Raw genomic sequence first — 26,236 nt, 5'->3', positions numbered from 1 at the left:
CAGCCGCATTTAGGCGCGGACCTCCCGTGGACAACGCGTGCCGACGCTGGAAATTTTCTGCCCAAGCGACGCAAAAAATAGGGAAATGGGACGACCTTAGGTCATAATGTCCGCAAAAATTCCCAGCAAGGACGCCCGTGACCCTCGCCGCACCGCTCGCATTGCTCCAGCAAGCGCGCGCCCGCTTCACTCAACGCGAAATCGCCGCGCATGTCGGCAAGGACATCAAGACGGTACGTCGCTGGGAAAAAGGCGAAACACCCTGCCCGGCGATGCTGGAACCCGCCTTGCGCGACCTGCTGCAAAACCGGGCACGAGCGAGGCGCAGCGCGGGCGACAGCGCCCAGTTCCGCTTTATCGACCTGTTCGCCGGCATCGGCGGGATTCGCATGGGCTTCGAGGCGCATGGCGGCGACTGCGTCTTTACCAGCGAGTGGAACGACTTTTCGACCAAGACGTATCGCGAGAATTACCCGAGCGGCGGCGAGCACGCGCTGATCGGCGATATCGTCTCGTTTCCGGCTGAAGAAGTGCCGAGCCACGACGTGCTGCTCGGCGGCTTCCCATGCCAGCCGTTTTCGATCGCCGGTGTGAGCAAGAAGAACGCGCTCGGCCGGCCGCATGGTTTCGAGTGCACCACGCAGGGCACGCTGTTTTTCGACGTCGCGCGGATTATCGCGGCAAAGCGCCCCGCCGCATTCCTGCTGGAAAACGTGAAGAATCTGCTGTCGCACGACAAGGGCCGCACCTTCGACGTGATCCTGCAGACCTTGCGCGACGAGTTGGGTTACGAAGTGCACTATCGCGTGGTGGACGGCCAGCATTTCACGCCGCAGCACAGGGAGCGGATCATCATTGTCGGGTTTCGCGGCAAAACCTCGTTCTCGTGGGACGATCTGCAGTTGCCGGACAACGGCCCGCGCCTCGGCTCGATCCTGCATCGCACGGACGGCAGCGAACCGGTGCTGCCGTGGGACCACGACCGTTTCTTCGATCACGCGAGCCGACGCGTGCAACCCAAGTACACGCTTACGCCGAACCTCTGGACCTATCTGCAGAACTACGCGGAGAAACACCGCGCGGCGGGCAACGGCTTCGGCTTCGGCATGGCTTATCCGAACAGCGTGACGCGCACGCTGTCGGCGCGCTATCACAAGGACGGCTCGGAAATCCTCGTCTATCAGGGCGAGGCGCTGCGGCCCCGCCGCCTCACGCCACGCGAATGCGCGCGGCTGATGGGCTTTCCCGATACCTTCAGAATCCCGGTGAGCGACACGCAGGCCTACCGGCAGTTCGGCAACAGCGTCGTGATGCCGGTCATGCGCGAAGTGGCGCGCATCATGCTGCCGCATGTGCAAACCCTGCTCGCCGAGGAAACACGCCATGGCTCGAAGCAAACTCTCTCGCTGTACGCGTGAGCGATCAATAGGTGTGCGTGGGCGGCTTGTCGACGCACCGGCCCGGCGCTAGACATGGTGGATATCGTCGATAGCGCGACGCGCAGCCGGATGATGTCCGGCATCCGCGGGCGCAATACCAAGCCCGAAATTCTGATCCGCAGCCTGCTGCATCGCCAGGGTTTCCGCTTCCGCCTTGACGCGCGCGATCTGCCGGGACGCCCGGATATCGTGTTGCCGCGCTACCGCGCTGTCGTGCTGGTGCATGGCTGTTTCTGGCATGGCCACGACTGTCGTCTTTTCAAATGGCCGCAAACGCGGCCGGAGTTCTGGCGCGACAAGATCGGCCGCAATCGCAGCAACGACGACAAGGTTCGCGCGGCGCTCCTCGCGAGCGGCTGGCGCGTCGCCGTGGTGTGGGAATGCGCTTTGCGTGGCGCGAATCGCGATATCGAAGGGGTCTTGCAGCGGCTCGTCGACTGGCTGAAGAGCGACGCGCCGAGCTTCGAGGAACGCGGCTGAAAGCCGCTTGTAGACCTTCTTGCCCGCACGAAGGCGAAGCCCGCTGGTGATACACTCGATTGGCTAACTCGGGGCACTTATACGTGGCGCGCGGCGCTGCAAAGCGGTTTCACAACCACTCGCCCCGACCATCCCAGAACCACTCAAGAAGGGAGGCACATCATGGCAGAATTCCGTCTCTGGTCCGACGAATTTCCCACCAACGGCTTCATGCCGAAAGCCCACGAATATCACGACAAGGCGTTCGGCGTAGACGGCGAAAACATCTCGCCGGCATTGCAGTGGGAAGCGCCGCCGCCCGACACCCAAAGTTTCGCCCTCACCGTTCACGATCCCGACGCGCCGACCGGCAGCGGCTTCTGGCACTGGGTCGTGGTGAACATTCCGGCCGACGCCCGCTCGCTGCCGCGCAATGCCGGCAAGGCGGACGGCTCGTTGCTGCCGCATGGCGCGCTGCAGGTGCGCAACGATTACGGCACGGTCGGCTTCGGCGGCGCCGCGCCGCCGCGTGGCGACAAGGCGCACCGCTACATCTTCCGTCTGCACGCTCTGCGGGTGCCGCATCTGCCGATCAACGCGGACACCACCAACGCAGTGGCGCGTTTCATGACGCATCTGAACGAACTCGACTCGACCACTCATACCGGCCTGTACGAACTCAAATAATGCGCGGGACGCGATGCCGGCGCGCCGGCATCGTCATTGCGACGGCCGGCTCTTTCGCTGGCGGCGAGCAACCCGCATGACTCGTCGCGTGACCGCTGAGCCTTCCCCTACAACTCGAACAATCGATGCACGCACAACCATCGCGCAAGGACGGCGCCCTTCCTCCCGAAGCGGCCGACACACTCGCCCCCGACACCGCGTTATCGGACAACACCGAACAAGGCCTGCCGGTTCCGCAGCGCTACTGGGCAATGCTCGTCATTGCGCTCGCCCTCACGCTGGCGGTGCTCGACAGCGCGATCGCCAACGTGGCGCTGCCGACTATCGCGCGCAACCTGCACGCTAGCGCCGCGGGTTCGATCTGGGTCGTCAACGCCTATCAGCTCGCGATCACCATCTCGCTGCTGCCGCTTGCCTCGCTCGGCGATCGCATCGGCTACCGGCGCATCTACCTCGGTGGGCTGATCCTGTTCACGGTGGCCTCGCTCGGTTGCGCAATGTCGACTTCGCTGCCGACGCTCGCGCTCGCTCGCGTGATTCAAGGCTTCGGCGCCGCGGGCATCATGAGCGTCAATACGGCGCTGGTGCGCATGATCTATCCGCCCGGTCAGCTCGGGCGCGGCGTCTCGATCAACGCGATGGTGGTCGCGGTGTCGGCGGCGGTCGGGCCGACCGTCGCTTCCGGCGTGCTCGCCGTCGCCTCGTGGCCGTGGCTGTTCGCGATCAACGTGCCGATCGGCATCGCGGCCATTGTCGGCGGCCTGAAGGCGCTGCCGATGAACCGCGGTCACGAATCGCCCTACGACTACCTGAGCGCGGTGATGAACGCGTTCGTATTCGGCCTGCTGATTTTTGCCGTCGACGGACTCGGCCACGGTGAGCGCTTCGGCTACGTCGCGATCGAAGTGATTGCGGCCGTGGTGATCGGCTATTTCTTCGTGCGCCGTCAGTTGACACAGCCGGCGCCGCTTCTGCCGGTCGATTTGCTCAGGATTCCCATCTTTGCGCTTTCGATCGGCACCTCGGTCTGTTCGTTCTGCGCGCAGATGCTCGCCTTCGTGTCACTGCCCTTTCTGTTGCAGGAAACACTGGGATTGTCGCAGGTGGAAACCGGGCTGCTCATGACACCCTGGCCGGCCGTGATCATCATCGCGGCGCCGATCGCGGGCTTTCTATCGGACAAGGTGTCGTCGGGATGGCTGGGCGGCGTCGGACTGGCCGCCATGACGGCGGGGCTGATATTACTCGCCACGCTCGGCGCGCATCCCGACGCCATGCAGATTGCGTGGCGCATGGCGCTGTGCGGCGCGGGCTTTGGCATCTTCCAGTCGCCGAACAATCGCACCATGCTGTCCTCGGCGCCGCGCGAGCGCAGCGGCGGAGCGAGCGGCATGCTGGGCACCGCGCGCCTGACCGGGCAGACGCTCGGCGCGGCGCTGGTCGCATTGATCTTCGGCGTTGCGCCGCAGCACGGGCCGACCATCGCGCTCTATGTCGCCGCGTGCTTCTCGGCACTCGCCGCCGTGATCAGCACGATGCGGGTGGTGCAGCCGGGGCATCGCGCAAGCGGCCTGAACGCTTGACCGGAGTCGTTCGGACGCAGCCGTGCAAAAAGGGCGCGTTTCGCATCACGCGATTCGCGCCCTTCTTCTCATCCAGAACCATCCACATAGCTTCAACGACGTGACCAGCACGCGCGGCGCAACCGCAAGCCGCGCGGCCGCTAATCCGGCTACGACGACGCGGTCACGTCAGCGAGCTTTACCGCTTTAGCCGCCACCGAAGAGGCCGTCGCGACGTTACGCAGATCGGCGAGGAACGTATCGCGCCAGACGGATAGATTGTTCTCGCGCATCGGCGCCATCATGTCGGCATGCCGCGCCTGTCGCTCGGCGAGCGGCATCGACAATGCGCGCTCCAGCGCTTCGGCCATCTGCGACAGATCGAACGGATTGACGACCAGCGCACCCGGCAACTGCTCGGCGGCGCCGGCGAATTGCGACAGCACCAGCACGCCAGGATCGGCCGGATCCTGCGAGGCGACATATTCCTTCGCGACGAGATTCATGCCGTCGCGCAGCGGCGTCACGTAGCCGACCTGAGATTGGCGGAATAGCGCCATCAACAGATTGCGCTCGTATTTGCGATTCAGATACTGAATCGGGGTCCAGTCGAGCTGCGCGAACCGGCCGTTGATGCGGCCGGCTTCGCCCTCGAGCGTTTGCCGAATCCGCTGGTAAGTCGTCACGTCCGCGCGCGTCGGCGGCGCGATCTGCACCAGCGACACGCGACCGTGCCAACCCGGCGCGTTCAGCAGCAGCCGCTCGAAGGCCTGGAAGCGTTCCACCAGACCCTTCGAATAATCGAGACGGTCCACGCTCATGATCAGCTTGCGCCCGCGCATGCCGTCGCGCAGGCTGCGCACCGGCTTACGGTCGGTGAACTGTTCGGCGGCCTTGGCAATCGCGTCCGGATAGATTCCGATCGGATACGCGCCCACTTTGAGGAAGCGGTTGTACGCGTGCACCATGCCGTCCTCGCTCGAGGTGCCGTGCTGGCCGCGCTCGATGAAGTCGACGAACGACTGGCGATCCGCCTCCGTCTGAAAGCCGATCACGTCATAGCTGCACATGGCCTTGACCAGTTCTTCGTGCGGCGGAATGGTCCGCAATACTTCCGGCACCGGAAACGGAATATGCAGGAAGAAGCCGATCGGATTCTTCACGCCCAGTTCACGCAGACAACGCGCGAACGGCAGCAGGTGATAGTCGTGAACCCAGATGATGTCATCGGGTTTGAGCAACTCCTTGAGTTGCTTCGCGAGCGTCGCGTTCACACGTTGATAGCCCGCGTACTCCTGCCGGTCGTAGCGCGACAGGTCATTGCGATAGTGGAACGTCGGCCACAGCGTCGCATTGGAAAAACCGCGGTAATACTGGTCGTAGTCGCGCTTGGTGAGGCCCACCGTCGCGTACGTCACGTTGCCTTGTTTCTCGATCACCGGAGCGCTCGGCTCACTCACCGTCTCGCCGCTCCAGCCGAACCAGACTCCGCCGGTTTCCTTCAACGCGTCCAGCACGCCGATAGCGAGGCCACCCGCTGCGGGACGGCCTTCCTGGGTCGGCGCGACACGATTCGATACCACGATCAGTCTGCTCATTGGTGCTCCACCTAGTTCAGTTGTTTCGTTGCATACGGATATGTGCCAAAAAGGTGCATGCAAGTCGCGTGCCGTTTTTTGAGATGTTGGAAATAAAAATGTATGCAAATGTGACGAGCGAGCAAAAACGCGCAGCGCCGCTCCGCCACGAAGAAATTTTTTCTGCTTTATCTGACGAAACCGGAACGCCTCTTACCGGTCGTCGAACCGTCTCAGGCGTCCTGCTCCGAGCCCAGGTCGCGCTGGTATTCAAGCCCTTCTGGCCGCACGCCGCCCTGGTTGTGCTCGCCGTCTGGCGGCGCATCGGGCGCGACGCGGTTCTGCCCTGCCGGATCGGGCGACGCCGTTGCGCTGTCCTTGCTGCCGCCCGGCCGGGAATCGCGCTTCGAATGACGCGCTGAACGTCGCAGTGCTGGATGTCTCATGATCCACGCCTCCAAGGGGAAGCCTGCCGCCAGTTTTGCGGCATCAATACAGTCTAGGGGCCGCCAAGGTAATTTGCCGGTAAAAGATGCGCCGGCTTTGTAACAAGTACATAAAGTCTCGACGTCGGATTGTGGCGCAACGCACGGAACGCGTCAGAGTTGCATGCGTGGCGACGGTGACGGCCACCCCTGACTGGCTTGTGGCGTTTGCGTGGGCTGCGGCGGCGGATCGCCAATCGGCGGAGCGACTGGTTCGATGGGTTCGATCGGTTGCGGCCCCGGATCGGGACTCGGAACAGGAATGTTGTCGGGCTCGCCGGGACTCGGTGGCGCAATCGGAGGAGCTGATGGCGGCTCGATCGGCTCAGGGCGGTGAGCATGCATCGGCAAGGGAAGCACAGGAGTGGCAGCGTATTCCGGCATGTTGTTTATCCTCGTTTGCGTTCCACTGGAATGCAGCAAGGCCTGTGCCGTTACGGATGCGCCCGCCAGGATCACATCGGCGGTGTGAACGGTGTCAGCGACGCGGGTGGCACGCCGCTGACACGCAGTGACGATTAAGCGTCCGCGCCGCCCAGCGCGCGCGATTCGTCGGCGGCGTCGCCGTCTTCGCGCGCGTCGTTGCCATACTCGACCAGGCGGTTGTACAGCGTCTTCAGGCTAATGCCGAGAATCTCGGCGGCCCGCGTCTTCACGCCGCCGCACTGCTCGAGCGTGGCCAGAATCAGCTGACGGTCCGCTTCGGCGAGCGACGTGCCGAACGGAATCGTGATCGCGGTGCCGGCCGCGGGCTTGGACAGTGTGATCTGCAAAGGCACGGTCGCCGTGCTGTCCGAATCCGAACCCGACATGATGTGCGCGCGCTGCACGTAGTTCTTCAACTCGCGCACATTGCCCGGCCACGGGTACGACATCAGCATGTCCTTCACGGCTGCGGGGAAATGCTTTTTGGTACTGTGGCGTTCGTTGAGTTCGTCGAGGAAAGCCTGCGCCAGCAGTTCCACGTCCTTACCGCGTTCGCGCAACGGCGGCAAACTGATCGGAAACACGTTCAACCGATGGTAAAGGTCGAGCCGCAGCTTGCCTTCCAGCACGGCCTGCTCGGGATCGCGGTTAGTGGCCGCGATCAGGCGCACGTCCGTTTCGATTTCCTTGGTCGTGCCGACCCGCATGAACATGCCGGTTTCCAGCACGCGCAACAGCTTGACCTGCAACTCGATCGGCATTTCGGTGATTTCGTCGAGGAACAGCGTGCCGCCGTTCGCGCGCTCGAAATAACCCTTGTGCTGACGGTCCGCGCCGGTGAACGAGCCGCGCTCGTGGCCGAACATTTCCGATTCGATCAGGTTCGGCGAAATCGCGCCGCAATTCACCGCGAGAAACGCGTGCTTGCGGCGCAAGCTGAGCTGGTGCAGCGTCTGCGCGGCGACTTCCTTGCCAGTGCCCGACTCGCCCACCAGCATGACCGAAGCCGCGGTCGGCGCGACGCGGCCGATCTGGTCATAGACCTCCTGCATGACCGGCGAATTGCCGAGCATCAGACCGAAGCGGCCCATGCGGCGCAGCTCGCCGCGCAACGTGCCGATTTCCGCTTTCAGGTCGCCGGCGCGCGGCAGGCGCGAGAGGATCGCCTTCACGCGCTGCATGTTGATCGGTTTGACCAGATAGTCGGTGGCGCCCATTTTCAGCGCGTTGACCGCCGACTCGACCGTGGCGTGGCCGGTAATCACGATCACTTCCACGCCGGAGCGCGGATCCAGATCTTCGAACAGATCGACCCCACTGCCGTCCGGCAGCTTCAGGTCCGTAAAGACAACGTCCGGCATCTGCCGGACCAATTGAATGCGCGCTTCGCGCAAATCGCCCGCGGTGGCAGTGGTCAGGCCGTCTTCCCCGATGATGGCGGAAAGCGCCTCGCGGGTACCGGCATCGTCATCGACAATCAGTACATGTGGCATCGCGTCTCGAAAGCCTGCAAGCGTGGGTGTGGGAATACATGCTAAGGCGCATGCTTAAAAGCGCGCCGACGGCCTGGCGCTTTGCCGGGCTGCCAGGTGCTCCAATGTGAGCGCCCACCAACCTGAACGAAACACGCCAACCACCGACTTGATTCAATATTGCAACAATATCGAGCCAAAACCCCCGGTATAAACCGACATTGTTGTCTATTTACCTATTATACGGCTTTATCGAGGCAAAATTAACAAGGCACCCGGGCGCCGCCCGCTAGGGCGGCACACCGGCGACGCTGTTTAAACAGTGCCGTCAGCTGCGAGGAAACGGCCATGCGCCGCCGTTGCCGTTCGGATACGCGGAGCCGTTGGCGCCATGCGCGCCCGGGCTCACATCGGCCGCCGGAGCCGCATTGGCCGCGGGGGTTGCCGGCGCCGCCACCGTACCGCCTTCGTTTTCCCAACGGCTCAATTCACGCGCCACCGGAATCTGAGCCGCGCGGCTGCGCTGCACATAACGGATAGCCAGAAAGCCACCGAGCGCCATCAGCGCGCCGAAGATGCCGATTTTAGGTCGTGCCATCGTGAACTCCTTGTCTTCATGAAGCGGATTGGTATCGGAACGCGCGTTTAGCGCGTCGTCAGGACGCCGAGCACGAAGCCGACGCCCGCGGCAATGCCGATCGAACGCCAAGGGTTGTGGCGCACGTAGCGCTCGGTATTGACGGTGGCTGTCCGGTAACGACGTTGCGCATTCTGCTGCGCGTCGCCCAGCGCCGATTGCAGGGTTTCGACGTGCGTACCCAGCTTGTCGCGCAGCGCGTCGACGCCCTCGCCAGGCACGTTGGCGGCAAGCCGCAGCATTTCTTCCGAGTCCTTCAGCAGCACCCGCAGATCTTCGACAATCTTCTGGCCGCCGAGTGCAAGCTGTTGCGTGGTGTCAGTCATCATTCACTCCTGGTCTGAGTTCGGCGTTCGCGTGTGCTTTCCGGCGAGCCTGCCGGGCCTGCGGATCGGCAAGCGCCACCCGCAGTGACGAGCCATCGAATGGCATCGGATCGCGAGAAAAAGCACACGCGTGTCGGGTGGAATTCGCAAACACCGTGCCCGGTAACTTTGACCTTAAATCCCAAGGCGGTCGCTGCGCCAGGGACTTTCGACCGACCAGAAACGAATGTATCCGCAGGCCTTCACATCGATTGCCGAAAACGGTGCCAAAGTGGTTAAATCAATCTTTGAGAGATAGCGGCTTGACTGGTTTATCTCGTTCCCAGGCCTGCGCGCCGCAACAACGAACACATTTGCACAGGACCCCCGTTTATGGCGTCAATCGACCTGGACTCGCCCGCCGTCTCCGCCGGCGGCAATGGTTCGGCACAGGCGAAGCAGCGCGTCGCGGACGGCATCGCGGGACTGAAGTCGTACGGCCTGCTGTACGGCTCGTCACCGGTGATGCTGGATCTGTACGAGCAGATCGAACGCGTCGCCGGCACCGACGCGACCGCGCTGATCATCGGCGAATCGGGCACGGGCAAGGAATTGATCGCCCGCACGATTCACGATCAAAGCGGCCGTAAGGACGCGCCATTCGTCGCCGTGAACTGCGGCGCGATTCCCGACGAACTCATCGAAGCCGAACTGTTCGGCCACGAAAAAGGCAGTTTTACTGGCGCGGTGCAGGGCCGCATCGGCTACTTCGAACATGCGAACGGCGGCACGCTGTTCCTCGACGAGATTACCGAAATGGCGCCGGTGCGTCAGGTCAAGCTTCTGCGCGCGCTCGAAACGGGCACCTTTTATCGCGTGGGCGGCAATGACCTGATCAGCGGCAACGTGCGCGTGATCGCCGCGACCAATCGCGACCCGGCGGTCGCGGTCAAGGAAAACGGTCTGCGTGAAGACCTCATGTACCGGCTCGCGGTTTTCCCGCTACGCGCGCCGCCACTGCGCGAGCGTGAGAACGATCGCGAACTGCTCGCGCAGCACTTCCTCGCGCTGCTCAATCAGCAGGAAGGCACGAGCAAAAGCTTCAGCAAAAAATCGATCGAAACGCTGCGCACCTGGTCGTGGCCAGGCAACGTGCGCGAGTTGAAGAACGCGGTCTATCGCGCCTTCATTCTCGCGGAGAAGACGGTGGAGCTGCCGCATCCGCATCTCGCGTCGCGCGTGAAAAAGCCCATGACCCAGGGCGATGCGATGAGCGTATGGATCGGCACGCCGCTCGCCGACGCACAAAAACAGATCATTCTCGGCACGCTCAAATATTGCGGCGGCGACAAACGTCGTGCGGCCAAAGCCCTTGGCGTGAGTCTCAAGACGCTGTACAACCGCTTGAGCGCATACGGCGACGAAAGCGCGGAAGACGAGTCCGAGCAATAACTTCGTGACACGGTACTCACGTGGAAAAGCCGCGTGAGTACCGGCATCGTGCATCTGACAGCGCTTGCAAAAAGCCCTTGCTTGCGCGCGTCGAATTCCGAATCCAATCCCTTCGCACCACCAATCAAAATCGATCTGTGCCAAACAGAAACCGATTTTGCTCGCACCATCTTTTGCAATTGCTTGCATTTTCCCTCTGCCAATTACAAATAGCATCCTGCAAAATGCGGCACACGCATTGCCAGGTGGGGAACGCGTGTTATTCGTTCATTCGGTGTTTATCGAGCGTGAACGAAAGGCGCTTGCAGGAGCAGAGACAGGGAAATGCAAAAAAGTATGGTCTGGGCCGAATGGGCAAAACAATCCGCCGGGCGTGGTCGTCCCAATGCCACGGCACTCGCTGCTCTCGTCGTGGCGATCTCGTCGGCGTTGAGCGGCTGTAGCTCGCTCTACTCTGAAGGCGCCACCGCCGGCGCCGGTATCGCAGGCGCCGCGCTCGCGGCAAAAGTGACGAACAACGCGGCCGTCGCAACCGGCATCGGCCTCGGCGCGGTCGCCGCGGCGCGGGCCGGCGTGCAGTATTCGGAGCGCGTGGTTCACACGAATACGCAGGACGGTATCGCCAGAATCGCCGGGCCGCTCGACGTCGGCGCAGTGGCGCCATGGAGCGTCACCCACTCTGTGCCGATCGAAGACGACGAACACGGCCGCGTCACCGTCAGCCGCATGATCAGCACGGGCGCGCTCGACTGCAAGGAAATCGTCTTCTCCGTCGACCAGACCGCCACCAAGAATGTGCCGGCCAGCAGCGCGTTTTATGTCGCCTCGATCTGCCGCGACGGCGAGAACTGGAAATGGGCATCGGCCGAACCCGCCACCGAACGTTGGGGCGCGCTGCAATGACGGCGCGTTCGCATACGGCTGGACTCAAGGCGCGCCGCGTGCGCCTCGCTACGTGGTCCGGCAACCGGCTGCGGCTCGTGCTGGCCGGCGCGCTGTGCGTCGGCGCGAGTGTCATGACGAGCGGCTGCTCGTCGGTCGGCGCGGCAAGCGGCGCGGCGGCCGGTGTCGCGTCGGGTCTCGTGACGTCCAATCCGGCGATCGGCATCGGTGTCGGCATTGCCGTACAGGCGGCGACTGACGAGGCCGTGGGCCACTATATGCGCACCATGCACACCGATCAGCAGAACATGATCGCCGCGTTGGCGGGCGCCATGCCAGTCGGCGAGACGCGCCCGTGGGCCGTCAAGCACACGCTGCCGATCGAGAACGGCCACGGCCAGGTTCGCGTGACGCGCGCATTCGGTTCGGCCCTCGCGCTCTGCAAGGAATTCGTGTTCTCGGTGCAGGACGGCGACGGCCCGAGCGCGCATGAGGACTGGTACACGGCGAGCGCGTGTCAACAGGACAAGGGCTGGAAGTGGGCGTCCGCTGAACCGGCCGTTCCGCGCTGGGGCAATCTGCAATAAGCGCGCGGCAATAAAAAAACGGCAGGGTCTCCCCTGCCGTTCCTGTTTCGCTTCAGCGCGAGGCGCGACGTTCAAACCGATCAGCTCGAACGCGCTACTTAAGCGCGCTCAAGACTCCACGTCTTCCAGACTGAAGATTTCGGTCTGGTCGTTATACGAGAAGATCTCGCCATAACGGCCCCAGTTGATGACCGCGTCGAGCGTCTCTTCCGCGGCGCTATCCGACAGAAAATCCTCCAGCTCCTGTTCGAAGCGCACGCGCGGCGCGCGATGCCCCGGCCGTTCGTTGAGCACCTTCTTGATTCGCGCGGCAAGCGGCACATGCCGCAGCAGATGCTCGGCGAACATCATCTTGCGTTCCTGCGTGCCGAACTCGGCGAACACGCGCGCCGGCGGCGTCAGGAAAATATCGCCTTCGCGCACATCGGCGAAACCGAGATGCTGCAGCACTTCGGCGACCGGGAACAGATCGTCCACCTCCAGATGCAGCGAACGGGCGATTTCCGGCATGTCGGCGCGGCCGTGGTACGGCGCCGCGGCCAATGTTTCGATCAGACCGGCCATCAGGTTGGTCGATACATGCGGCAACCAGCTGTGCAGCTCGAGGCCCTTCTTGGTCTTTTCGTCGGTCTGACGCGCGGTCATCTTCGCGTAGATCTCGTCCACCAGCCGGCGGAACGCCGGGTCGAGACGATTACGCGGATGCTTGAACGGCACCTTGATCTCGGCGATTACCCGGCCCGGATTCGACGACAGCACCAGAATCCGGTCGCACATGAACACCGCTTCCTCGATGTTGTGCGTGACGATCAACACCGCCTTGATCGGCATGCGGCCTTGCGTCCACAGATCGAGCAGGTCGGTACGCAGCGTTTCGGCGGTCAGCACGTCGAGCGCGGAGAACGGTTCGTCCATCAGCAGCAGCGTGGGGTCGACCACCAGCGCGCGCGCAAAGCCGACGCGCTGGCGCATACCGCCCGACAGTTCGCGCGGGTAAGCGTTTTCGAAACCGTCCAGACCGATCAGGTCGATCGCGGCGAGCGCGCGCGTGCGCCGCTCGCTCGCGCCGACGCCTTGCGCTTCGAGACCCGCTTCCACGTTTTGCAGCACGGTCAGCCAAGGGAACAGCGCGAAGGTCTGAAACACCATCGCGACGCCCTTTGCGGGACCGTTGAGCGGCTTGCCCATATACGTGACTTCGCCATCGGTCGGCTCGATCAGACCGGCGATGATGCGCAACAGCGTCGACTTGCCCGAGCCCGAACGGCCCAGCAAGCCGACGATCTCACCTTCGCGCAGCGACAGATTCGCGTCGTCGAGGACGAGCAGTTCGCCCTGCGACTTGTTGAAACCGCGGCACACGTCCTTGACGCGCAGGATCTCTTCGCCGAGGCGCGGCGGCTTCGGCGGCGTCTGGATCGGCGCGGCGGTCATAGCAGCTTTAGGATTTTGCATCGCGTTTTGCCTTCAAATTTCAATCAAGCCGGAGCTTGGCTTCGGCGTAGGCGTACATCGGACGCCACAGCAGGCGGTTGAACAGTGTCACGAACAGGGACATCACGGCGATGCCCACGATGATCTTCGGATAGTCGCCCGCGGCGGTGGACTGCGCGATGTAAGCGCCCAAGCCGTGCGCGGCCACTTTGGTGTCGCCCCACTGCACGAATTCCGCGACGATGCTCGCGTTCCACGCGCCGCCCGACGCGGTGATCGCGCCCGTGACGTAATACGGAAAAATGCCCGGCAGAATCGCCTGACGCCACCACTGCCAGCCGCGGATATGGAAGTTCTTGGCCGCCTCGCGATAGTCGTTCGGATACGAGGTCGCGCCGGCAATCACGTTGAACAGGATATACCACTGGGTGCCGAGTACGATCAGCGGCGACAGCCAGATGTCGGGGTTCAGGTGGAAGCGCACGATCGCGATCACGAACACCGGGAACAGCAGATTGGCCGGGAACGCGGCGAGAAACTGCGCGAGCGGCTGGATCTTCTCGGCGAGCGCCGGGCGCAAGCCGATCAGCACACCAACCGGCACCCACACGACCGAGGCCAGCGCGATCAGCACCACCACGCGCAAGAGCGTAATGAGTCCGAGCACGAACACGTGCCAGACTTCATCCAGCGAGACGCCGGTGCGCACATACATGAAGACGCGGTACACCACGTAGACGGTGGTGAGCAGCACCAGCGCCGCCCATACGATATCGCCGACGCGCGAGCTTTTCTGCATCTGCGGGATCTGGAAGCGCGGCCCCTGGATGGCCGGCAGCCGCAACGGCACGCGCGCGGCTCGCGCGAACATCCAGCCGAGCGGCACCAGCAGCCGGTGGATCAGGCGGGTGCGGCGAATCAGATCGAGAAGCCACGATTCCGGCGCGTCGCCCGAACTGGTGTTTTCCATGCGGAACTTGTCGGCCCACGCGACGAGCGGCCGGAACAGGAACTGGTCGTACGCGAGAATCACGACTGTCATGGCGAGGATCACCCAGCCGATCGCGTGCAGGTTCTTGTCCGAGATCGCCTGCGCCAGATACGCGCCGATGCCCGGCAGCGTGATCGTGCGGTTGCCGACCGTGATCGCTTCGGAGGCCACCACGAAGAACCAGCCGCCCGACATCGACATCATCATGTTCCAGATGAGGCCCGGCATCGAGAACGGCACTTCCAGTTTCCAGAAGCGCTGCCATGAAGTGAGGTGGAAGCCGCGCGACACTTCGTCCAGATCGCGCGGCACCGTGCGCAGCGACTGATAGAAGCTGAACGTCATGTTCCACGCCTGGCTCGTGAAGATCGCGAAGATCGCCGCCAGCTCGGCGCCGAGCACCCGGCCGGGAAACAGCGCGAGGAAGAAGGTGACCGTAAACGAAATGTAGCCGAGCACGGGCACCGACTGCAGGATGTCCAGAATCGGCACCAGCACGAGCCCGGCGCGGCGGCTCTTGGCCGCCAGCGTGCCGTACACCAGCGTGAAGATCAGCGAGGCGACCATGGCCGCCAGCATGCGCAGCGTAGTGCGCATGGCGTACTCAGGCAGATTCGCCGGATCGAGCGAGATGGTTTGAGTCTTGAGCGTCGACATGGGCGCCAAGGTCTCGTGAAAACCGATCGCCGCCATGGCGATCACGCAGATGATCAGCGGGAAGGCGACGAAGTCCCAGCGATTGGGCAGCACCCGCCATGCCGACGCATTGGCGGTGCGCTTGAGGTTGAAGCTGAAATCCATCAGATGCCCTCCCCGTCGAGCCAGCAGTTCGCAAACAACAAGGAGGCCGCGGCTTCGGCGCGGCGGTCTGAAGATCGGTCCGGAAAGCGGAAATCAGGCATGGCAAAACGCGTGTGCGCGGTAAATCGTTAGCGTTGGAGACACGTGGACCGGTGAAGAATGTGTCCGTGGACGAGCCGCCCAGGACCGCAACCCTCAAACCCGACTCCTGTCGCCGCGGGCGCCGCCCGTAGGCTGGCGAGCTTTCCTTGTTTTGGACGGCACGACACTACACCATCCTATGTTTCAGGCACAACCTTTCGCGGTAAATCGCGATAAATAACGGGGGACGTGCCGCTATCGTCCTTGAGGGCCGCGCGCGCACGTCAAGCGGCAGGCCGTTCGTCGTCGCGCGCAGGCCACATCTTCAGCCGGGGCGGCGGCGACCCGGATCGCATCGGCGGCCCCCGGAAAACCCGTACTGCCATTAAGAAACCGGCCGGGCCGCCGTTAAGAACCTGATGGGCGCGGTGCGGGTAGTTCGCTTTCCCGCAATAACAATGGCGTCTGGCCCCATGACGGTTAAAATCAGAAGACGACGCCTGCCGTCGATTTATCCCGGGCCACAGCGGCGGCGTTTTGCCGAGCGCTTGCGCAGGGGCGAAACAGCGCCGGCGCGCTGCCACGAATGAGCTAGTTGCATGTCACAGCCAGACGGATCAGAGAGTCGATGAACAGGACAACCTTGCGCCAGGCAACCGGGCCGGTCAGCTTCATGCTGATCGTACTGGTTTGCTGGTTCGTGGCCGGCATGGTCGCGGACCGGATGGTACAGCAAGAGCTGGACGCGGCCCTGCGTGCGCAGCGGCAAATGTCCACGTCGATCGTCGACAACATGGCGGAAGTGATCGCCAGCGACCTCGCGATGTCTCGGGCCATCCCCGCGACCATGGCCGAAATGGACGTGGTCCAGCGCGCTCTGGTGCAATCCCAGAATTATGCCGTGAACGACCAAACGACGGAACCCGCCCTGCGCGCCGCGTTGCTGAAAGACGCGAAGATGACCGCCGTCAGCAACTTCCTGCACGACGCACAAGGTTTCTCCGGGCTCGACCAGATCTGGCTCGTCAATTCAAACGGCATCTGCGTCGCCTCCAGCAACTCGATCAACAACCCGTTCGCGGCCGAGCGCTCGTTCGTCGGCACCGACATGCGCGTGCGCGGCTACCTGACGAACGCACTGCTCGGCGCCTTCTCCGAGGCCTATGGCGTCGGCCGCTCGAGCGGCGAGCCCGGCATTTTCATCGCCGCGCCGGCTTATGCGGACGGTCTGCTGGTCGGCGTGGTCGTCGCCAAGGTCGGGATCGCGCGGCTGCGCCACTGGGTCGCGCATGCCGGCACCTTCGTCACCGACGACAATGGCGTCATCATCATGGCGCACAACAGCGCGCTCGAAGGCCGCGCGTTGCCGAACTCACGCGTCGCGCAGATGAGTCCCGCCGAGCGCAAGACCATCTATCTGCGCGACAGCTTCCCCGACATCCAGATCAGAGTGGACGCCCAGGTGCGCGAACAGGCGCCGTGGGTGCCGTCCGCCGTGGCCGGACAACTGTTCGGCATGTCCGAGCGCCCCGTGCCGTCGCTCTATCAGGCGCGCGGCGGCCTGAACTCCGGGCTGTCGGCGCATCTGGTCGATCCGCTCGCGGCCTGGCCGGAACTGCTGCGCAATCACAAGCGCGATCATTTGCTGGTGTTCCTCACGCTGGCCGGCACGGTCGCGCTGGCGTGGGTCATCACGGTGTCGTACGTGCGCGAGCGGCGCCACCATCGCGCGACCCGCGATCTTGCCGAACAATTGCAATCCGCCAACACGCTGCTTTCGGCCGAGGCCCGTCACGACGTGCTGACCGGCGCGCTGTCGCGGCGCTACTTCCTCGACTTGCTGCGTCATGAGATCGAACGCGCGCACGTGAGCAACGAGCCGTTGTGCATGGCGATCGCCGACCTCGACCACTTCAAGCAGATCAACGACCGCTTCGGCCACGCTGCCGGCGACCGTGCGCTGGAGCATTTCGTCGACACCTGCCGCGCCGAGTTGCGCGGCGCCGATGCGATCGGCCGGCTGGGCGGCGAAGAGTTCGGCCTGCTGTTGCCGGCCACGGATCTGGCCGGCGGCCGCGAAGTCGTCGAGCGCCTGCGGCTGCGCCTGAAAGCAATGCCTTCGCCGAAGCTGCCCGCTTCCGTGGGCTTGAGCGTGAGCATCGGCATCACCGAACTCTCGCCCGACGATCTGCCCGAGCGCATCATGAGCCGCGCCGACACGGCCCTCTACGCGGCAAAATCGGGCGGTCGCGACCGCACCGAAGCCCTGCCCCCCGACGACACAGCGCCGCCCGCCCGCACCGTGGCCAACGTCTGGTAACGCGCTCGCCGGCGGCCGCCAGCGCCTCGACCACTACGCAAGAAACTGACGCAACGCAAGATCCGCCTTCGGGCGTCTCGTAGTGAAGCAGGTATGATCGACCTTGATATCGAGGTTGCCGCTACCGCTCTTACGGAGATTCGCATGAAGGGAAATCTGGTCATCGTCTGTCGCGATCAGGATGCTGACGCGTTCGACCATTTGCTCGCCGAATACGGCGCGTTCCAGACGCGCCTGTCGTCCACCGCGTGGTATCTGAAGCTGGACGTGGCGCCGGAACTGATTCAGGAGGAGATCCTGGCGCGGCTCGGCAAATACACCACGCATTACATTTTCGAAGCCGAAACGGTGACGTGGAATACCGTGGATAGCGACGCGGCGAATGCGCTGAATACGTTGTTTTCAGATTAGCGCGCCACCGTCTTTCCGCGCCTGCGAACCTTGCGTTCGGATCGCGGCGCGCGGTGCGGGCGGCTCAAGTTCGAGCCGCGCCGCCAATCGCCAGGCGCCAGTCGCCATTCACGACCAGGCATTCTCCGAGGTTGCCGCGACCCGCGGCAACACTTCGAACGGAAAGCTCATCAAGACTCGCAAACCACGGCCGCCGTGGTTGCCGATCTCCCATTCCCCGCCCGCACGCCGTACCAGCCGCTCGACAATGGCGAGCCCCAGGCCGCTATGGCCGTTGCCGCCGCGCGCCGGATCGAGCCGCACGAAGGGCCGGCTGGCGTTGATCAGATCCTGCGCCGCGATGCCGTCGCCGTTGTCGCTCACTGACAAGGTGAAGCCTTGCGCAGTACGCGCCGTGGCCACGACGATCGGCGGGGCGCCGTACGCGTGCGCATTGTCGAGCAGGTTCGACAGAATCCGGTCGAGCGTGGCGGCAGGCAACAGGAACGCCGGCCCCGCGTTGAGTTCGGTCTGCACGGTGGGCGCGCCGGACGCCACCGCCCGATAACTGCGCACCACGCGCTCGCACTGCGCATCCACTTCGACGGGCTCGCTGCGATCGGCGCCGTCGTGCGCAAACACCAGAAACTGGTCGACGATATGCGTCATGGAATCGACGTCGCGCACCACGCCGTCGCGCACCTTTACTTCGTCCATCATCTCGGCGCGCAGCCGTAAACGCGCCAGCGGCGTTTTCAGATCGTGCGCGACACCTGCGAGCATGACAGCGCGGTCGTTCTCCGTGCGCGCCACTTCCTGGACCATCTGATTGAAACCGTGGGTCAGTTGACGCAACTCGCGCGGGCCGCGCTCCGGCACCGGCGGCACCGGCAGGCCGCGGCCGAAGCGCGCCACCGCCTGGGCGAGCGAGCGCAAAGGCTGCTGCAGCGCCCACGCGGCGAAGAGCGCCGCCATGACCGCGAACGAGAAAATGATGGCAAGCCACAACACCGTGCGATCGAGCGAGCGCGGCGTGCGCAACGGCTGCACCGGCACCACGATCCAGCTGCGATCGGAGATGGCACGCACCCACAGCGTGGGCGGAAGGCCCGGCACACCGACGCGCACCTGCGTGCCGGACGGCATGCGGTCGCGCACGTCTTCGAGGAAACGTTCGAGCGGCGGCGGCATGTCCGCGCTCTCCGGCGGCACTTCCGGGCTCGCCGGATCGACCAGCTTCACGCGTGACGGCAACGGCTGATCCGGTGTTCGGGCGACGTGCTGACGCACCGCGTCGACGAGGAAGGTGGCTTCCTCGACCGCATAGCGTGTTTGCAGTTGACTGCGCTCGAGGCGCATGAGCGAGTACCACGCGAAATGCGACAGCAGCAGGACCGCGACGACTAGCAGCGCCAGCCGTCCGAACAGCGAATCAATGGGACGGCGCATGCTGTTCGCCGTCGGGCACGAACACGTAGCCGCGGCCGCGCACCGTTTGAATGAAGCGCGGCGTGGACGGGTCGGTTTCGAGAATGCGGCGCAGACGCCAGACCTGCACGTCGATGCCGCGGTCGGTGCCGTCGTATTCCGGACCGTGCAGCAGTTCGAGCAGGCGTTCGCGCGTGAGGGTGCGCATGGGGTGATTGACGAAAATCTTCAGCAGCGCGAATTCGCTGCCCGACAACGTGAGCGGCTTGTCTTCCAGATGCAGCGTGCGCGACTGGAAATCCAGCGTGAAGCGGCCGAAGTTGAACGGCTCGCGCTGCTCCGGCGCCGCCGCCGAAGGCAGCGTGCGGCGGCGGCGCAGCACGGCCTGCACGCGCGCCAGCAACTCGCGCGGATTGAACGGCTTGCCGAGGTAGTCGTCCGCGCCGAGCTCCAGACCAACGATGCGATCCACGTCGTCCGCGCGCGCCGTGAGCATGATCACGGGGATGTCGTCGCCCGACGCGCGCAGCTTGCGCAGCGCGGTGAGCCCGTCGACGCCCGGCATCATCAGGTCGAGCACGATCAGATCGGGACGCTCGCGTTCGAGCCTGCGCTCGAGCGAGCCCGCGTCGTGCAGCACCGATACTTCGATACCCTGACGGGCCAGATAGTCGCGCAGCAGATCACGCAATTCGACGTCGTCGTCGACAACAAGTATTTGAGTAGCCATGGGATGAAGTTTAACGCGCAGCAGGAAGGGTTTTCGATTTCAGACGGGCCTCAAGGGTTACCGGGTGTTACGGTGAAAGGCATGCGTAATGTGCCGTAACGTCCGCGTCCAGCCACGTAACACAGCCAATCGCGCAGTTCTCTACGCTGTGTCTTACCGAATGCAGGCCGTTCACTTTAACCGGTTGCATCGTCGGCTATTCCATTACAGGGAGTCTCACATGTCCACCAAAAAGATGTCGCGCGTTCTCGCCGTTGCCGCCACCGCTCTCGCCATCGGCGCGGGCGCTGCTTATGCCGCACAACCCGCTGACCATGGCGGGCCCGGCGGCCCCGGCGGTCCCGGCGGCTGGCACGGCCACTTCATGAAGGAACTGACTCAACTGCACGACCAGTTGAAGCTGAACGCGGATCAGGAAAAGCAGTGGCAAGCCGCGCTGGACACCATGAAGCAGAACCACGAGGCCATGCGCGCCAACCATGACCAGATCAAGGACCAGTTCAATGCCGCGCAGCAGCAGCCGATTCTGGATCTGAACGCCATGGCCGCCGCACACCAGCAGGTCGAGCAGAAAGACGCGCAACTGCGTCAGCAAACCACGGACGCGTGGCTCAAGTTCTATAACGGCCTGAACGACCAGCAGAAGACCACCGTCAGCACGGCGCTCAAGCAGCGCTTTGCGAAGATGGAGTCGCGTCATGAAAAGATGCACGAGCGCTGGGAGCATCGCAAGGGGCCGGCATCGGCGCCTGCGGCCAATCAGTAAGTAGACAGTTCACGGCAGGCAAGCGGCTGGCGCGGCCGCCTGCTCTGCCAGATGCAAAAACGCCACGGAGGTTGCCTTCCGTGGCGTTTCTTTTGTTACACAGCGCGCTCGTAGCGCGCGCGTCGATCGTCCTTTATGCGAAGACGGCCACGCTAGTCGGCAGCTTGCGACTTAGCCGTTCAGCGGCCCAAGATCAAACAGCAGCACTTCGGCGTTATCGCCCTTCTCCAGCGTCACCGTATCGGTTTCGCTGAGCTTGGCGGCGTCGCCCGTGCGCAGCGCTTCGCCGTTCACCGTCACCGCGCCCCGCGCCACATGCACGTACGCGAGCCGGCCTTTGGGCAGCGCGAAGGTGGCCGTTTCCGCGCCATCGAGCAGCGCCGCGTAAATCGACGCGTCCGCGTGAATCGTCACCGAGCCGTCGCGACCGTCGGGCGAAGCGACCACGCGCAGACGGCCGCGCTTGTCGGCGGCGTCGAAGCGCTTTTCCTCGTAGCCCGGCTGGTCGCCCGCGCGTTGCGGAATCACCCAGATCTGCAACAGGTGCGCCGGTTCGTCCTGCGACGCGTTGAACTCGCTGTGCTGCACGCCCGTGCCGGCGCTCATGCGCTGCACGTCGCCGGGACGGATGGTCGAGCCGTTGCCCATGCTGTCGCGGTGGGCCAGCGCCCCTTCGAGCACATACGTGACGATCTCCATGTCGCGATGGCCGTGCGTGCCGAAACCCTGTCCGCCGGCGATGCGGTCTTCGTTGATGACCCGCAGCGGGCCGAAGTGGACGTGCTGGGGATCGCGGTAGTCGGCAAACGAGAAGCTGTGATACGAGTCGAGCCAGCCGTGGTTGGCGTGACCGCGTTCTTCGGAGCGGCGAATCTCGAACATGGAGGAACTCCCGGTGAGTAAATGGCGATGTCGAGAATGTATGGGCAGAGCCTGCGCGAAACAATCGGCGTGGGTGCACCGGATCGTTTCATCAATGAGTGCAATCGGCTCAATTGGCGGTGGGCGTCGCTCCGGCGCTTTGGCGCTTTGGCGCTTTGGCGCTTTGGCGCTGTTGCGCTTTGGCGCTGTTGCGCTGTTGCGCTGTTGCGCTGTTGCGCTGTTGCGCTGTTGCGCTGTTGCGCAGGGTACGTCATAGCGCGATTGCGAGGCCGAATCTGGGCTGAATTGCGCCACGCGCCCCGCAGACCGCGAGACCCACGCGTCGCGGTTTCGTGGCAAGCACGACCGGTCACGGTCTACAAAGAACAGCGGCGTCGCGCTCGCACAACGTCCGCACCCGCCAGTTCACCGCCGCAGGCGCCCCGCACTGGCGCCCCGTCCCTGTTCGGGTAAAATACCGCGCTTTTCGAGATTGCGTGGGCGCCGAAGGCACGTCAGCGGGCCCGCCACGGCGGACCGTGATGGATGAGCGGCGGGTTCCAGACCCGCGCCAGACTCCATCGCGGCATCAAATGGACGCGGCCTACCGCGAAGCAGGATCAGCGGGCGGCGCGACAATTTTGACCGCCTAGAATAGCGACGGCCGGCCACGAACCGGCGGTCGTCGAGATCGGAGCACCACGACGATCAGTTTGACCCAGGAGAAACATGAAGAAGCTCGCACTGTGCGTGGCCTTGGCGGTCATGGCCACCGGCGCGATGGCCAAAGAGTGGAAGACCGTGCGAATCGGGGTGGACGCCAGCTATCCGCCGTTCGAATCCATGGCCCCCAACGGCCAGGTGGTCGGCTTCGACGCCGACCTGACCCGCGCCCTGTGCGCGAAGATGAACGTGAAATGCGTGTGGGTCGAACAGGATCTCGACGGCATCATTCCCGCGTTGAAGGGCAGGAAGTTCGACGCGATCGTGTCGTCGCTGACCATCACGGACAAGCGCCGCGAGCAGATCGACTTCTCCGACAAGCTGTTCGACGCCCCCGCCCGCATGATCGCCCGGACCGGGTCGCCGCTGCTGCCCACGGCGGCCTCGTTGAAGGGCAAGCGCGTCGGCGTCGAGCAGGGTTCGACGCAGGAAGCCTATGCCAAGGTCTGGTGGGAGCCCAAAGGCGTGACTGTGGTGCCCTATCAGAATCAGGATCAGGTGTACGCCGACCTCGCCTCGGGGCGTCTTGACGCCGCGTTGCAGGACGAAGTGCAGGCCGACGCCGGCTTTCTGAAGACGCCGCGCGGCAAAGGCTTCGGCTGGGCCGGCCCGGAAGTGAAGGATCCGAAGACGATCGGCGAAGGCACGGCCATCGGCCTGCGCAAGGACGACGCCGAGCTGAAGGCGATGTTCAACCAGGCGCTGGCGCAGATTCATCAGGACGGCACGTTCAGGAAGCTCGAGAAGCAGTACTTCGACTTCGACATCTATCCTGGGCATTGAGTCCGGACCGGTGCCCGGACACTGAGCCCGGACACCGGAAGCAGCACCCACGAAACTCGGGGCACGCCCGCATGGGCTTTCACGAGGCTTCGTAATACAGTCGGCAGTAGATTCACCCGTAGCTTCACCCCAAGAGTCGAAAAGCGCGCTGCAAGACCGGCAACGGCCATGCAGTCATGATTTGCACAGCGGTGCGCTGTGCGCCGCAGGTCACAGCGAGCCACAAGCTCGCGGCAAACGCGGCGCAGAGTTGGCCGCGTCTTTCGCGGTGTGTCGCAAACACATCGTCAAGGACCCCCTATGTTCCTTCAAGGCTACGGCCCGCTGCTCCTCAACGGCACCTGGCAAACCGTCAAACTGGCGGTGTTGTCGCTGGCGTTCGCTTTCGTGCTGGGCCTGCTCGGCGCGGCGGCGAAACTGTCGAAAAACCGCATCTCGAACGGCGTAGGCACCGTCTACACCACGCTCGTGCGCGGCGTGCCCGATCTGGTGTTAATGCTGCTGCTGTTCTATAGCATCCAGATCTGGCTGAACAACCTGACCGACCTGCTCGGCTGGGATCAGATCGACATCGATCCGTTCGTGGCCGGCGTCGCCGTGCTCGGCTTCATTTACGGCGCGTACTTCACCGAGACCTTCCGCGGCGCGTTTCTCGCCGTGCCGCGCGGTCAGCTCGAAGCCGGCTCGGCTTACGGCATGACCGGCTGGCAGGTGTTCACCCGCGTGATGTTCCCGCAAATGATGCGCTTCGCGCTGCCGGGCATCGGCAACAACTGGCAGGTGATGGTCAAGGCCACCGCGCTGGTGTCGATCATCGGCCTCGCCGACGTGGTGAAGGCTTCGCAGGACGCGGGCAAGGGCACGTTGCGGTTCTTCTTCTTCACCCTGTTCGCAGGGGCGATCTATCTCGTCATCACCACAGTGTCCAACTTCGTGCTGATGTACCTCGAAAAGCGTTACTCGACCGGCGTGCGAAAGGCGGATCTATGATCGAGATCATTCAGGAATACTGGCGCAATTACCTCTACACCGACGGCTACCGCATCACCGGCGTGGCGATCACGCTGTGGCTGCTGGTGGTGTCGATCGGGCTCGGCTTCTGCCTGTCGATTCCGCTCTCGGTCGCCCGCGTGTCGAAGAAGAAATGGCTTGCCGGTCTCGTGTGGCTGTATACGTACATCTTCCGAGGCACGCCGCTTTATGTGCAGTTGCTGCTCTGCTACACCGGCTTGTACAGCCTCGAGATCATCCGCAATCACGAGCTCACCAACGCGTTCTTCCGCGACGGCATGCATTGCACGCTGCTCGCTTTCACGCTGAACACCTGCGCGTACACCACCGAGATTTTCGCCGGCGCGATCAAGGCGACGCCGTATGGCGAAATCGAAGCGGCACGCGCTTACGGCATGTCGTCGTTCACGCTGTACCGGCGCGTGATTCTGCCCTCGGCATTGCGCCGCGCGTTGCCGTACTACAGCAACGAAGTGATCCTGATGCTGCATGCCACCACCGTCGCGTTTACCGCGACCGTGCCGGACATCCTCAAGATCGCGCGCGACGTGAACTCCGCCACGTATCAGTCGTTCAATGCGTTCGGTATCGCCGCCCTGCTCTATCTGTGCATTTCGTTCGCGCTCGTGTGGCTGTTCCGCCGCGCCGAGCGCCGCTGGCTCGCTTACCTGCGGCCGCAAGGCAAGTAACCCAAGGCACCGCGCCTCAGTAAGTCAGCACGCCCAAGGATTCAGATGAACACCAAGAAGCAAAAGCTCTTCGTCGATGAGCTTCACAAACAGTACGGCGACAACGAAGTTCTCAAGGGCGTGTCGCTCCGGGCCAATGCCGGCGACGTGATCAGCGTGATCGGCTCATCCGGGTCGGGCAAGAGCACGATGCTTCGCTGTATCAACTTCCTCGAACAGCCGAATTCCGGCCGCATCTTCGTGGATGGCGAAGAAGTCCGCACGCAGATCGGCAAGAACGGCGCGTTGCGCGTGTCGGACCCGAAGCAGTTGCAGCGTGTGCGCACCCGGCTCTCGATGGTGTTCCAGCACTTCAACCTGTGGTCGCACATGAACGTGCTCGAGAACATCATCGAAGCGCCCGTGAACGTGCTGGGACTGAAGCGCAAGGAAGCCGAAGAGCGCGCGCGCGAATATCTGGAAAAGGTCGGGCTCGCGCCGCGCCTCGAAAAGCAGTACCCGTCGCATCTGTCGGGCGGCCAGCAGCAGCGCGTGGCAATCGCGCGCGCCTTAGCCATGCATCCGGACGTAATGCTGTTCGACGAACCGACCTCCGCGCTCGACCCCGAACTGGTCGGCGAAGTGCTCAAGGTCATGCAGACCCTCGCCGAAGAAGGCCGCACGATGATCGTCGTCACGCATGAAATGGCCTTCGCGCGCAACGTGTCGAATCACGTGATGTTCCTGCATCAAGGCCGCGTGGAAGAAGAAGGCCATCCCGACGAAGTGTTCAGGAACACGAAGAGCGAACGGCTCAAACAATTCCTCTCCGGCAGCCTCAAATAACGGCCCACGAATAACCCATTATCTGGGCTGTAGTCGAAGTAGTATTACAAGGCGCTTACCGGCGCCTTTTTTGTTTCGGTGACCTGTGCATTCCGGCGTTTTCGGCCACGAAATCCGCCTCCCATCCGCCTCGAACCCCCGCCTTCCCGCCCTACTCTGCCGCATCTAAGGCGTCAATAGTGGCAATCCTTAACGCTACCCGTGCCGAACCGTGATTCCCTTGTCGCATAAGGGTTTTCACGATTTTCGCCGGTGTTGCGACGGGTCGTCGCCCATATTCTTATTGCAATTTGGAGACATCAATCGAGGCCGGTACTAATTTCTTCTCCCAGTGAAGTGTATTTTTGATAAATTAGTAACCAAAGTAGCAAAACAAAGTTCATTAAAAGTAGTTTTACTTCAAAGCACAGAGGAGAACCGGTCGGCGAGGGAT

General features: G+C 63.5%; 25 protein-coding genes. 14 read left to right on the top strand and 11 right to left on the bottom strand.

Annotated elements, in window-relative coordinates:
* Positions 1–137: 137 nt before the first annotated feature.
* From dcm to P0D68_RS06435, 4 genes are all read left to right on the top strand, one after another.
* Positions 138–1,418: a DNA (cytosine-5-)-methyltransferase gene (dcm, locus tag P0D68_RS06450; RefSeq protein ID WP_091796198.1), complete on the top strand. Its 1,281-nt coding sequence runs from the start codon at positions 138–140 to the stop codon at positions 1,416–1,418.
* Between the two features lie 54 nt (positions 1,419–1,472).
* Entirely contained in the window at positions 1,473–1,919 is a 447-nt protein-coding gene (locus P0D68_RS06445; RefSeq protein WP_091796200.1) for a very short patch repair endonuclease, read from the top strand.
* A gap of 162 nt (positions 1,920–2,081) precedes the next feature.
* Positions 2,082–2,585, top strand: a complete 504-nt coding sequence (locus P0D68_RS06440) for a YbhB/YbcL family Raf kinase inhibitor-like protein (protein ID WP_408297402.1) — start codon at positions 2,082–2,084, stop codon at positions 2,583–2,585.
* A gap of 125 nt (positions 2,586–2,710) precedes the next feature.
* Positions 2,711–4,168, top strand: coding sequence for an MFS transporter (locus P0D68_RS06435; RefSeq protein WP_408186090.1), 1,458 nt, complete (start codon positions 2,711–2,713; stop codon positions 4,166–4,168).
* Between the two features lie 149 nt (positions 4,169–4,317).
* Here the strand turns inward: P0D68_RS06435 and otsA are convergent, their stop codons facing one another.
* The 6 genes from otsA to P0D68_RS06405 all read right to left on the bottom strand — a co-directional run bounded on the left by otsA (position 4,318) and on the right by P0D68_RS06405 (position 9,070).
* Complete coding sequence (gene otsA / locus P0D68_RS06430) at positions 4,318–5,745, bottom strand: alpha,alpha-trehalose-phosphate synthase (UDP-forming) (protein WP_091796207.1); 1,428 nt, start codon at positions 5,743–5,745, stop codon at positions 4,318–4,320.
* A 212-nt stretch (positions 5,746–5,957) separates the two neighbouring features.
* Positions 5,958–6,170 (bottom strand): hypothetical protein, encoded by a 213-nt coding sequence (locus P0D68_RS06425; RefSeq protein WP_091796209.1) that lies wholly within the window; start codon positions 6,168–6,170, stop codon positions 5,958–5,960.
* A 153-nt stretch (positions 6,171–6,323) separates the two neighbouring features.
* The gene (locus P0D68_RS06420) at positions 6,324–6,593 is read right to left on the bottom strand and encodes a hypothetical protein (protein WP_408297405.1); all 270 of its coding nucleotides are present in this window, start codon (positions 6,591–6,593) and stop codon (positions 6,324–6,326) included.
* A 134-nt stretch (positions 6,594–6,727) separates the two neighbouring features.
* A complete protein-coding gene (locus P0D68_RS06415; RefSeq protein ID WP_408297407.1) occupies positions 6,728–8,128 on the bottom strand; it encodes a sigma-54-dependent transcriptional regulator in 1,401 nt (466 codons plus the stop codon).
* A gap of 307 nt (positions 8,129–8,435) precedes the next feature.
* Complete coding sequence (locus P0D68_RS06410; RefSeq protein ID WP_091796214.1) at positions 8,436–8,705, bottom strand: hypothetical protein; 270 nt, start codon at positions 8,703–8,705, stop codon at positions 8,436–8,438.
* A gap of 47 nt (positions 8,706–8,752) precedes the next feature.
* Positions 8,753–9,070, bottom strand: a complete 318-nt coding sequence (locus tag P0D68_RS06405) for an ElaB/YgaM/YqjD family protein (RefSeq protein ID WP_091796216.1) — start codon at positions 9,068–9,070, stop codon at positions 8,753–8,755.
* A 372-nt stretch (positions 9,071–9,442) separates the two neighbouring features.
* Between P0D68_RS06405 and P0D68_RS06400 the strand changes: the two genes are divergently transcribed.
* The 3 genes from P0D68_RS06400 to P0D68_RS06390 all read left to right on the top strand — a co-directional run bounded on the left by P0D68_RS06400 (position 9,443) and on the right by P0D68_RS06390 (position 11,970).
* Complete coding sequence (locus P0D68_RS06400; RefSeq protein ID WP_091796218.1) at positions 9,443–10,501, top strand: sigma-54 interaction domain-containing protein; 1,059 nt, start codon at positions 9,443–9,445, stop codon at positions 10,499–10,501.
* A 324-nt stretch (positions 10,502–10,825) separates the two neighbouring features.
* Positions 10,826–11,404 (top strand): hypothetical protein, encoded by a 579-nt coding sequence (locus tag P0D68_RS06395; RefSeq protein ID WP_408297410.1) that lies wholly within the window; start codon positions 10,826–10,828, stop codon positions 11,402–11,404.
* Positions 11,401–11,970 (top strand): hypothetical protein, encoded by a 570-nt coding sequence (locus P0D68_RS06390; protein WP_408297412.1) that lies wholly within the window; start codon positions 11,401–11,403, stop codon positions 11,968–11,970. The genes P0D68_RS06395 and P0D68_RS06390 overlap by 4 nt, the downstream gene beginning before the upstream one ends.
* A 108-nt stretch (positions 11,971–12,078) precedes the next feature.
* On the opposite strand, the gene P0D68_RS06385 is transcribed toward P0D68_RS06390, so the two are convergent.
* Positions 12,079–13,425, bottom strand: a complete 1,347-nt coding sequence (locus P0D68_RS06385; protein WP_091796224.1) for an ABC transporter ATP-binding protein — start codon at positions 13,423–13,425, stop codon at positions 12,079–12,081.
* 19 nt (positions 13,426–13,444) lie between these two features.
* Positions 13,445–15,196 carry an ABC transporter permease gene (locus P0D68_RS06380; protein ID WP_091796226.1) on the bottom strand — a complete coding sequence of 584 codons (1,752 nt, stop codon included), beginning with the start codon at positions 15,194–15,196 and terminating at the stop codon, positions 13,445–13,447.
* A gap of 709 nt (positions 15,197–15,905) precedes the next feature.
* On the opposite strand from P0D68_RS06380, the gene P0D68_RS06375 reads away from it, so the two are divergent.
* Entirely contained in the window at positions 15,906–17,597 is a 1,692-nt protein-coding gene (locus P0D68_RS06375; protein ID WP_091796228.1) for a sensor domain-containing diguanylate cyclase, read from the top strand.
* A gap of 144 nt (positions 17,598–17,741) precedes the next feature.
* Entirely contained in the window at positions 17,742–18,008 is a 267-nt protein-coding gene (locus P0D68_RS06370; RefSeq protein ID WP_007175813.1) for a double-stranded DNA-specific endonuclease, read from the top strand.
* A gap of 108 nt (positions 18,009–18,116) precedes the next feature.
* Here P0D68_RS06370 and P0D68_RS06365 read toward each other — a convergent pair whose 3' ends face one another.
* Both P0D68_RS06365 and P0D68_RS06360 read right to left on the bottom strand, forming a co-directional pair.
* On the bottom strand, positions 18,117–19,436 hold the full coding sequence (locus P0D68_RS06365; protein WP_408297415.1) for an ATP-binding protein: 1,320 nt from the start codon (positions 19,434–19,436) through the stop codon (positions 18,117–18,119).
* Positions 19,420–20,145: a response regulator gene (locus P0D68_RS06360; RefSeq protein ID WP_091796232.1), complete on the bottom strand. Its 726-nt coding sequence runs from the start codon at positions 20,143–20,145 to the stop codon at positions 19,420–19,422. Before P0D68_RS06360 ends, P0D68_RS06365 begins: the two co-directional genes overlap by 17 nt.
* Positions 20,146–20,365: 220 nt before the next feature.
* Here P0D68_RS06360 and P0D68_RS06355 point away from each other — a divergent pair, with 220 nt between their 5' ends.
* Positions 20,366–20,911: a Spy/CpxP family protein refolding chaperone gene (locus tag P0D68_RS06355; RefSeq protein ID WP_408297417.1), complete on the top strand. Its 546-nt coding sequence runs from the start codon at positions 20,366–20,368 to the stop codon at positions 20,909–20,911.
* Positions 20,912–21,082: 171 nt separating this feature from the next.
* On the opposite strand, the gene P0D68_RS06350 is transcribed toward P0D68_RS06355, so the two are convergent.
* A complete protein-coding gene (locus P0D68_RS06350; RefSeq protein WP_408297419.1) occupies positions 21,083–21,793 on the bottom strand; it encodes a pirin family protein in 711 nt (236 codons plus the stop codon).
* A gap of 708 nt (positions 21,794–22,501) precedes the next feature.
* Here P0D68_RS06350 and P0D68_RS06345 point away from each other — a divergent pair.
* The 4 genes from P0D68_RS06345 (at position 22,502) to P0D68_RS06330 (ending at position 25,803) form a co-directional block, all read left to right on the top strand.
* On the top strand, positions 22,502–23,278 hold the full coding sequence (locus tag P0D68_RS06345; protein ID WP_408297421.1) for an ABC transporter substrate-binding protein: 777 nt from the start codon (positions 22,502–22,504) through the stop codon (positions 23,276–23,278).
* A 300-nt stretch (positions 23,279–23,578) separates the two neighbouring features.
* Positions 23,579–24,268, top strand: a complete 690-nt coding sequence (locus tag P0D68_RS06340; RefSeq protein ID WP_091796240.1) for an ABC transporter permease — start codon at positions 23,579–23,581, stop codon at positions 24,266–24,268.
* A complete protein-coding gene (locus P0D68_RS06335) occupies positions 24,265–24,978 on the top strand; it encodes an ABC transporter permease (protein WP_091796242.1) in 714 nt (237 codons plus the stop codon). Before P0D68_RS06340 ends, P0D68_RS06335 begins: the two co-directional genes overlap by 4 nt.
* A 45-nt stretch (positions 24,979–25,023) precedes the next feature.
* Positions 25,024–25,803, top strand: coding sequence for an ABC transporter ATP-binding protein (locus P0D68_RS06330; protein WP_091796244.1), 780 nt, complete (start codon positions 25,024–25,026; stop codon positions 25,801–25,803).
* Positions 25,804–26,236 lie beyond the last annotated feature (433 nt).

It is taken from the genome of Paraburkholderia sp. RL17-380-BIE-A (assembly GCF_046028085.1).
Classification (GTDB): domain Bacteria; phylum Pseudomonadota; class Gammaproteobacteria; order Burkholderiales; family Burkholderiaceae; genus Paraburkholderia.
Note: the sequence above shows the minus strand (reverse complement) of the source record. Positions and strands in the feature narration are given on the sequence as shown.

Bases quoted from the DNA above. Each gene is read 5' to 3' on its own strand.
- P0D68_RS06445 (WP_091796200.1), top strand. From the start codon at position 1,473: ATGGTGGATATCGTCGATAGCGCGACGCGCAGCCGGATGATGTCCGGC.
- P0D68_RS06440 (WP_408297402.1), top strand. From the start codon at position 2,082: ATGGCAGAATTCCGTCTCTGGTCCGACGAATTTCCCACCAACGGCTTC.
- P0D68_RS06435 (WP_408186090.1), top strand. From the start codon at position 2,711: ATGCACGCACAACCATCGCGCAAGGACGGCGCCCTTCCTCCCGAAGCG.
- otsA (WP_091796207.1), bottom strand. From the start codon at position 5,745: ATGAGCAGACTGATCGTGGTATCGAATCGTGTCGCGCCGACCCAGGAA.
- P0D68_RS06425 (WP_091796209.1), bottom strand. From the start codon at position 6,170: ATGAGACATCCAGCACTGCGACGTTCAGCGCGTCATTCGAAGCGCGAT.
- P0D68_RS06420 (WP_408297405.1), bottom strand. From the start codon at position 6,593: ATGCCGGAATACGCTGCCACTCCTGTGCTTCCCTTGCCGATGCATGCT.
- P0D68_RS06415 (WP_408297407.1), bottom strand. From the start codon at position 8,128: ATGCCACATGTACTGATTGTCGATGACGATGCCGGTACCCGCGAGGCG.
- P0D68_RS06410 (WP_091796214.1), bottom strand. From the start codon at position 8,705: ATGGCACGACCTAAAATCGGCATCTTCGGCGCGCTGATGGCGCTCGGT.
- P0D68_RS06405 (WP_091796216.1), bottom strand. From the start codon at position 9,070: ATGACTGACACCACGCAACAGCTTGCACTCGGCGGCCAGAAGATTGTC.
- P0D68_RS06400 (WP_091796218.1), top strand. From the start codon at position 9,443: ATGGCGTCAATCGACCTGGACTCGCCCGCCGTCTCCGCCGGCGGCAAT.
- P0D68_RS06395 (WP_408297410.1), top strand. From the start codon at position 10,826: ATGCAAAAAAGTATGGTCTGGGCCGAATGGGCAAAACAATCCGCCGGG.
- P0D68_RS06390 (WP_408297412.1), top strand. From the start codon at position 11,401: ATGACGGCGCGTTCGCATACGGCTGGACTCAAGGCGCGCCGCGTGCGC.
- P0D68_RS06385 (WP_091796224.1), bottom strand. From the start codon at position 13,425: ATGCAAAATCCTAAAGCTGCTATGACCGCCGCGCCGATCCAGACGCCG.
- P0D68_RS06380 (WP_091796226.1), bottom strand. From the start codon at position 15,196: ATGGATTTCAGCTTCAACCTCAAGCGCACCGCCAATGCGTCGGCATGG.
- P0D68_RS06375 (WP_091796228.1), top strand. From the start codon at position 15,906: ATGAACAGGACAACCTTGCGCCAGGCAACCGGGCCGGTCAGCTTCATG.
- P0D68_RS06370 (WP_007175813.1), top strand. From the start codon at position 17,742: ATGAAGGGAAATCTGGTCATCGTCTGTCGCGATCAGGATGCTGACGCG.
- P0D68_RS06365 (WP_408297415.1), bottom strand. From the start codon at position 19,436: ATGCGCCGTCCCATTGATTCGCTGTTCGGACGGCTGGCGCTGCTAGTC.
- P0D68_RS06360 (WP_091796232.1), bottom strand. From the start codon at position 20,145: ATGGCTACTCAAATACTTGTTGTCGACGACGACGTCGAATTGCGTGAT.
- P0D68_RS06355 (WP_408297417.1), top strand. From the start codon at position 20,366: ATGTCCACCAAAAAGATGTCGCGCGTTCTCGCCGTTGCCGCCACCGCT.
- P0D68_RS06350 (WP_408297419.1), bottom strand. From the start codon at position 21,793: ATGTTCGAGATTCGCCGCTCCGAAGAACGCGGTCACGCCAACCACGGC.
- P0D68_RS06345 (WP_408297421.1), top strand. From the start codon at position 22,502: ATGAAGAAGCTCGCACTGTGCGTGGCCTTGGCGGTCATGGCCACCGGC.
- P0D68_RS06340 (WP_091796240.1), top strand. From the start codon at position 23,579: ATGTTCCTTCAAGGCTACGGCCCGCTGCTCCTCAACGGCACCTGGCAA.
- P0D68_RS06335 (WP_091796242.1), top strand. From the start codon at position 24,265: ATGATCGAGATCATTCAGGAATACTGGCGCAATTACCTCTACACCGAC.
- P0D68_RS06330 (WP_091796244.1), top strand. From the start codon at position 25,024: ATGAACACCAAGAAGCAAAAGCTCTTCGTCGATGAGCTTCACAAACAG.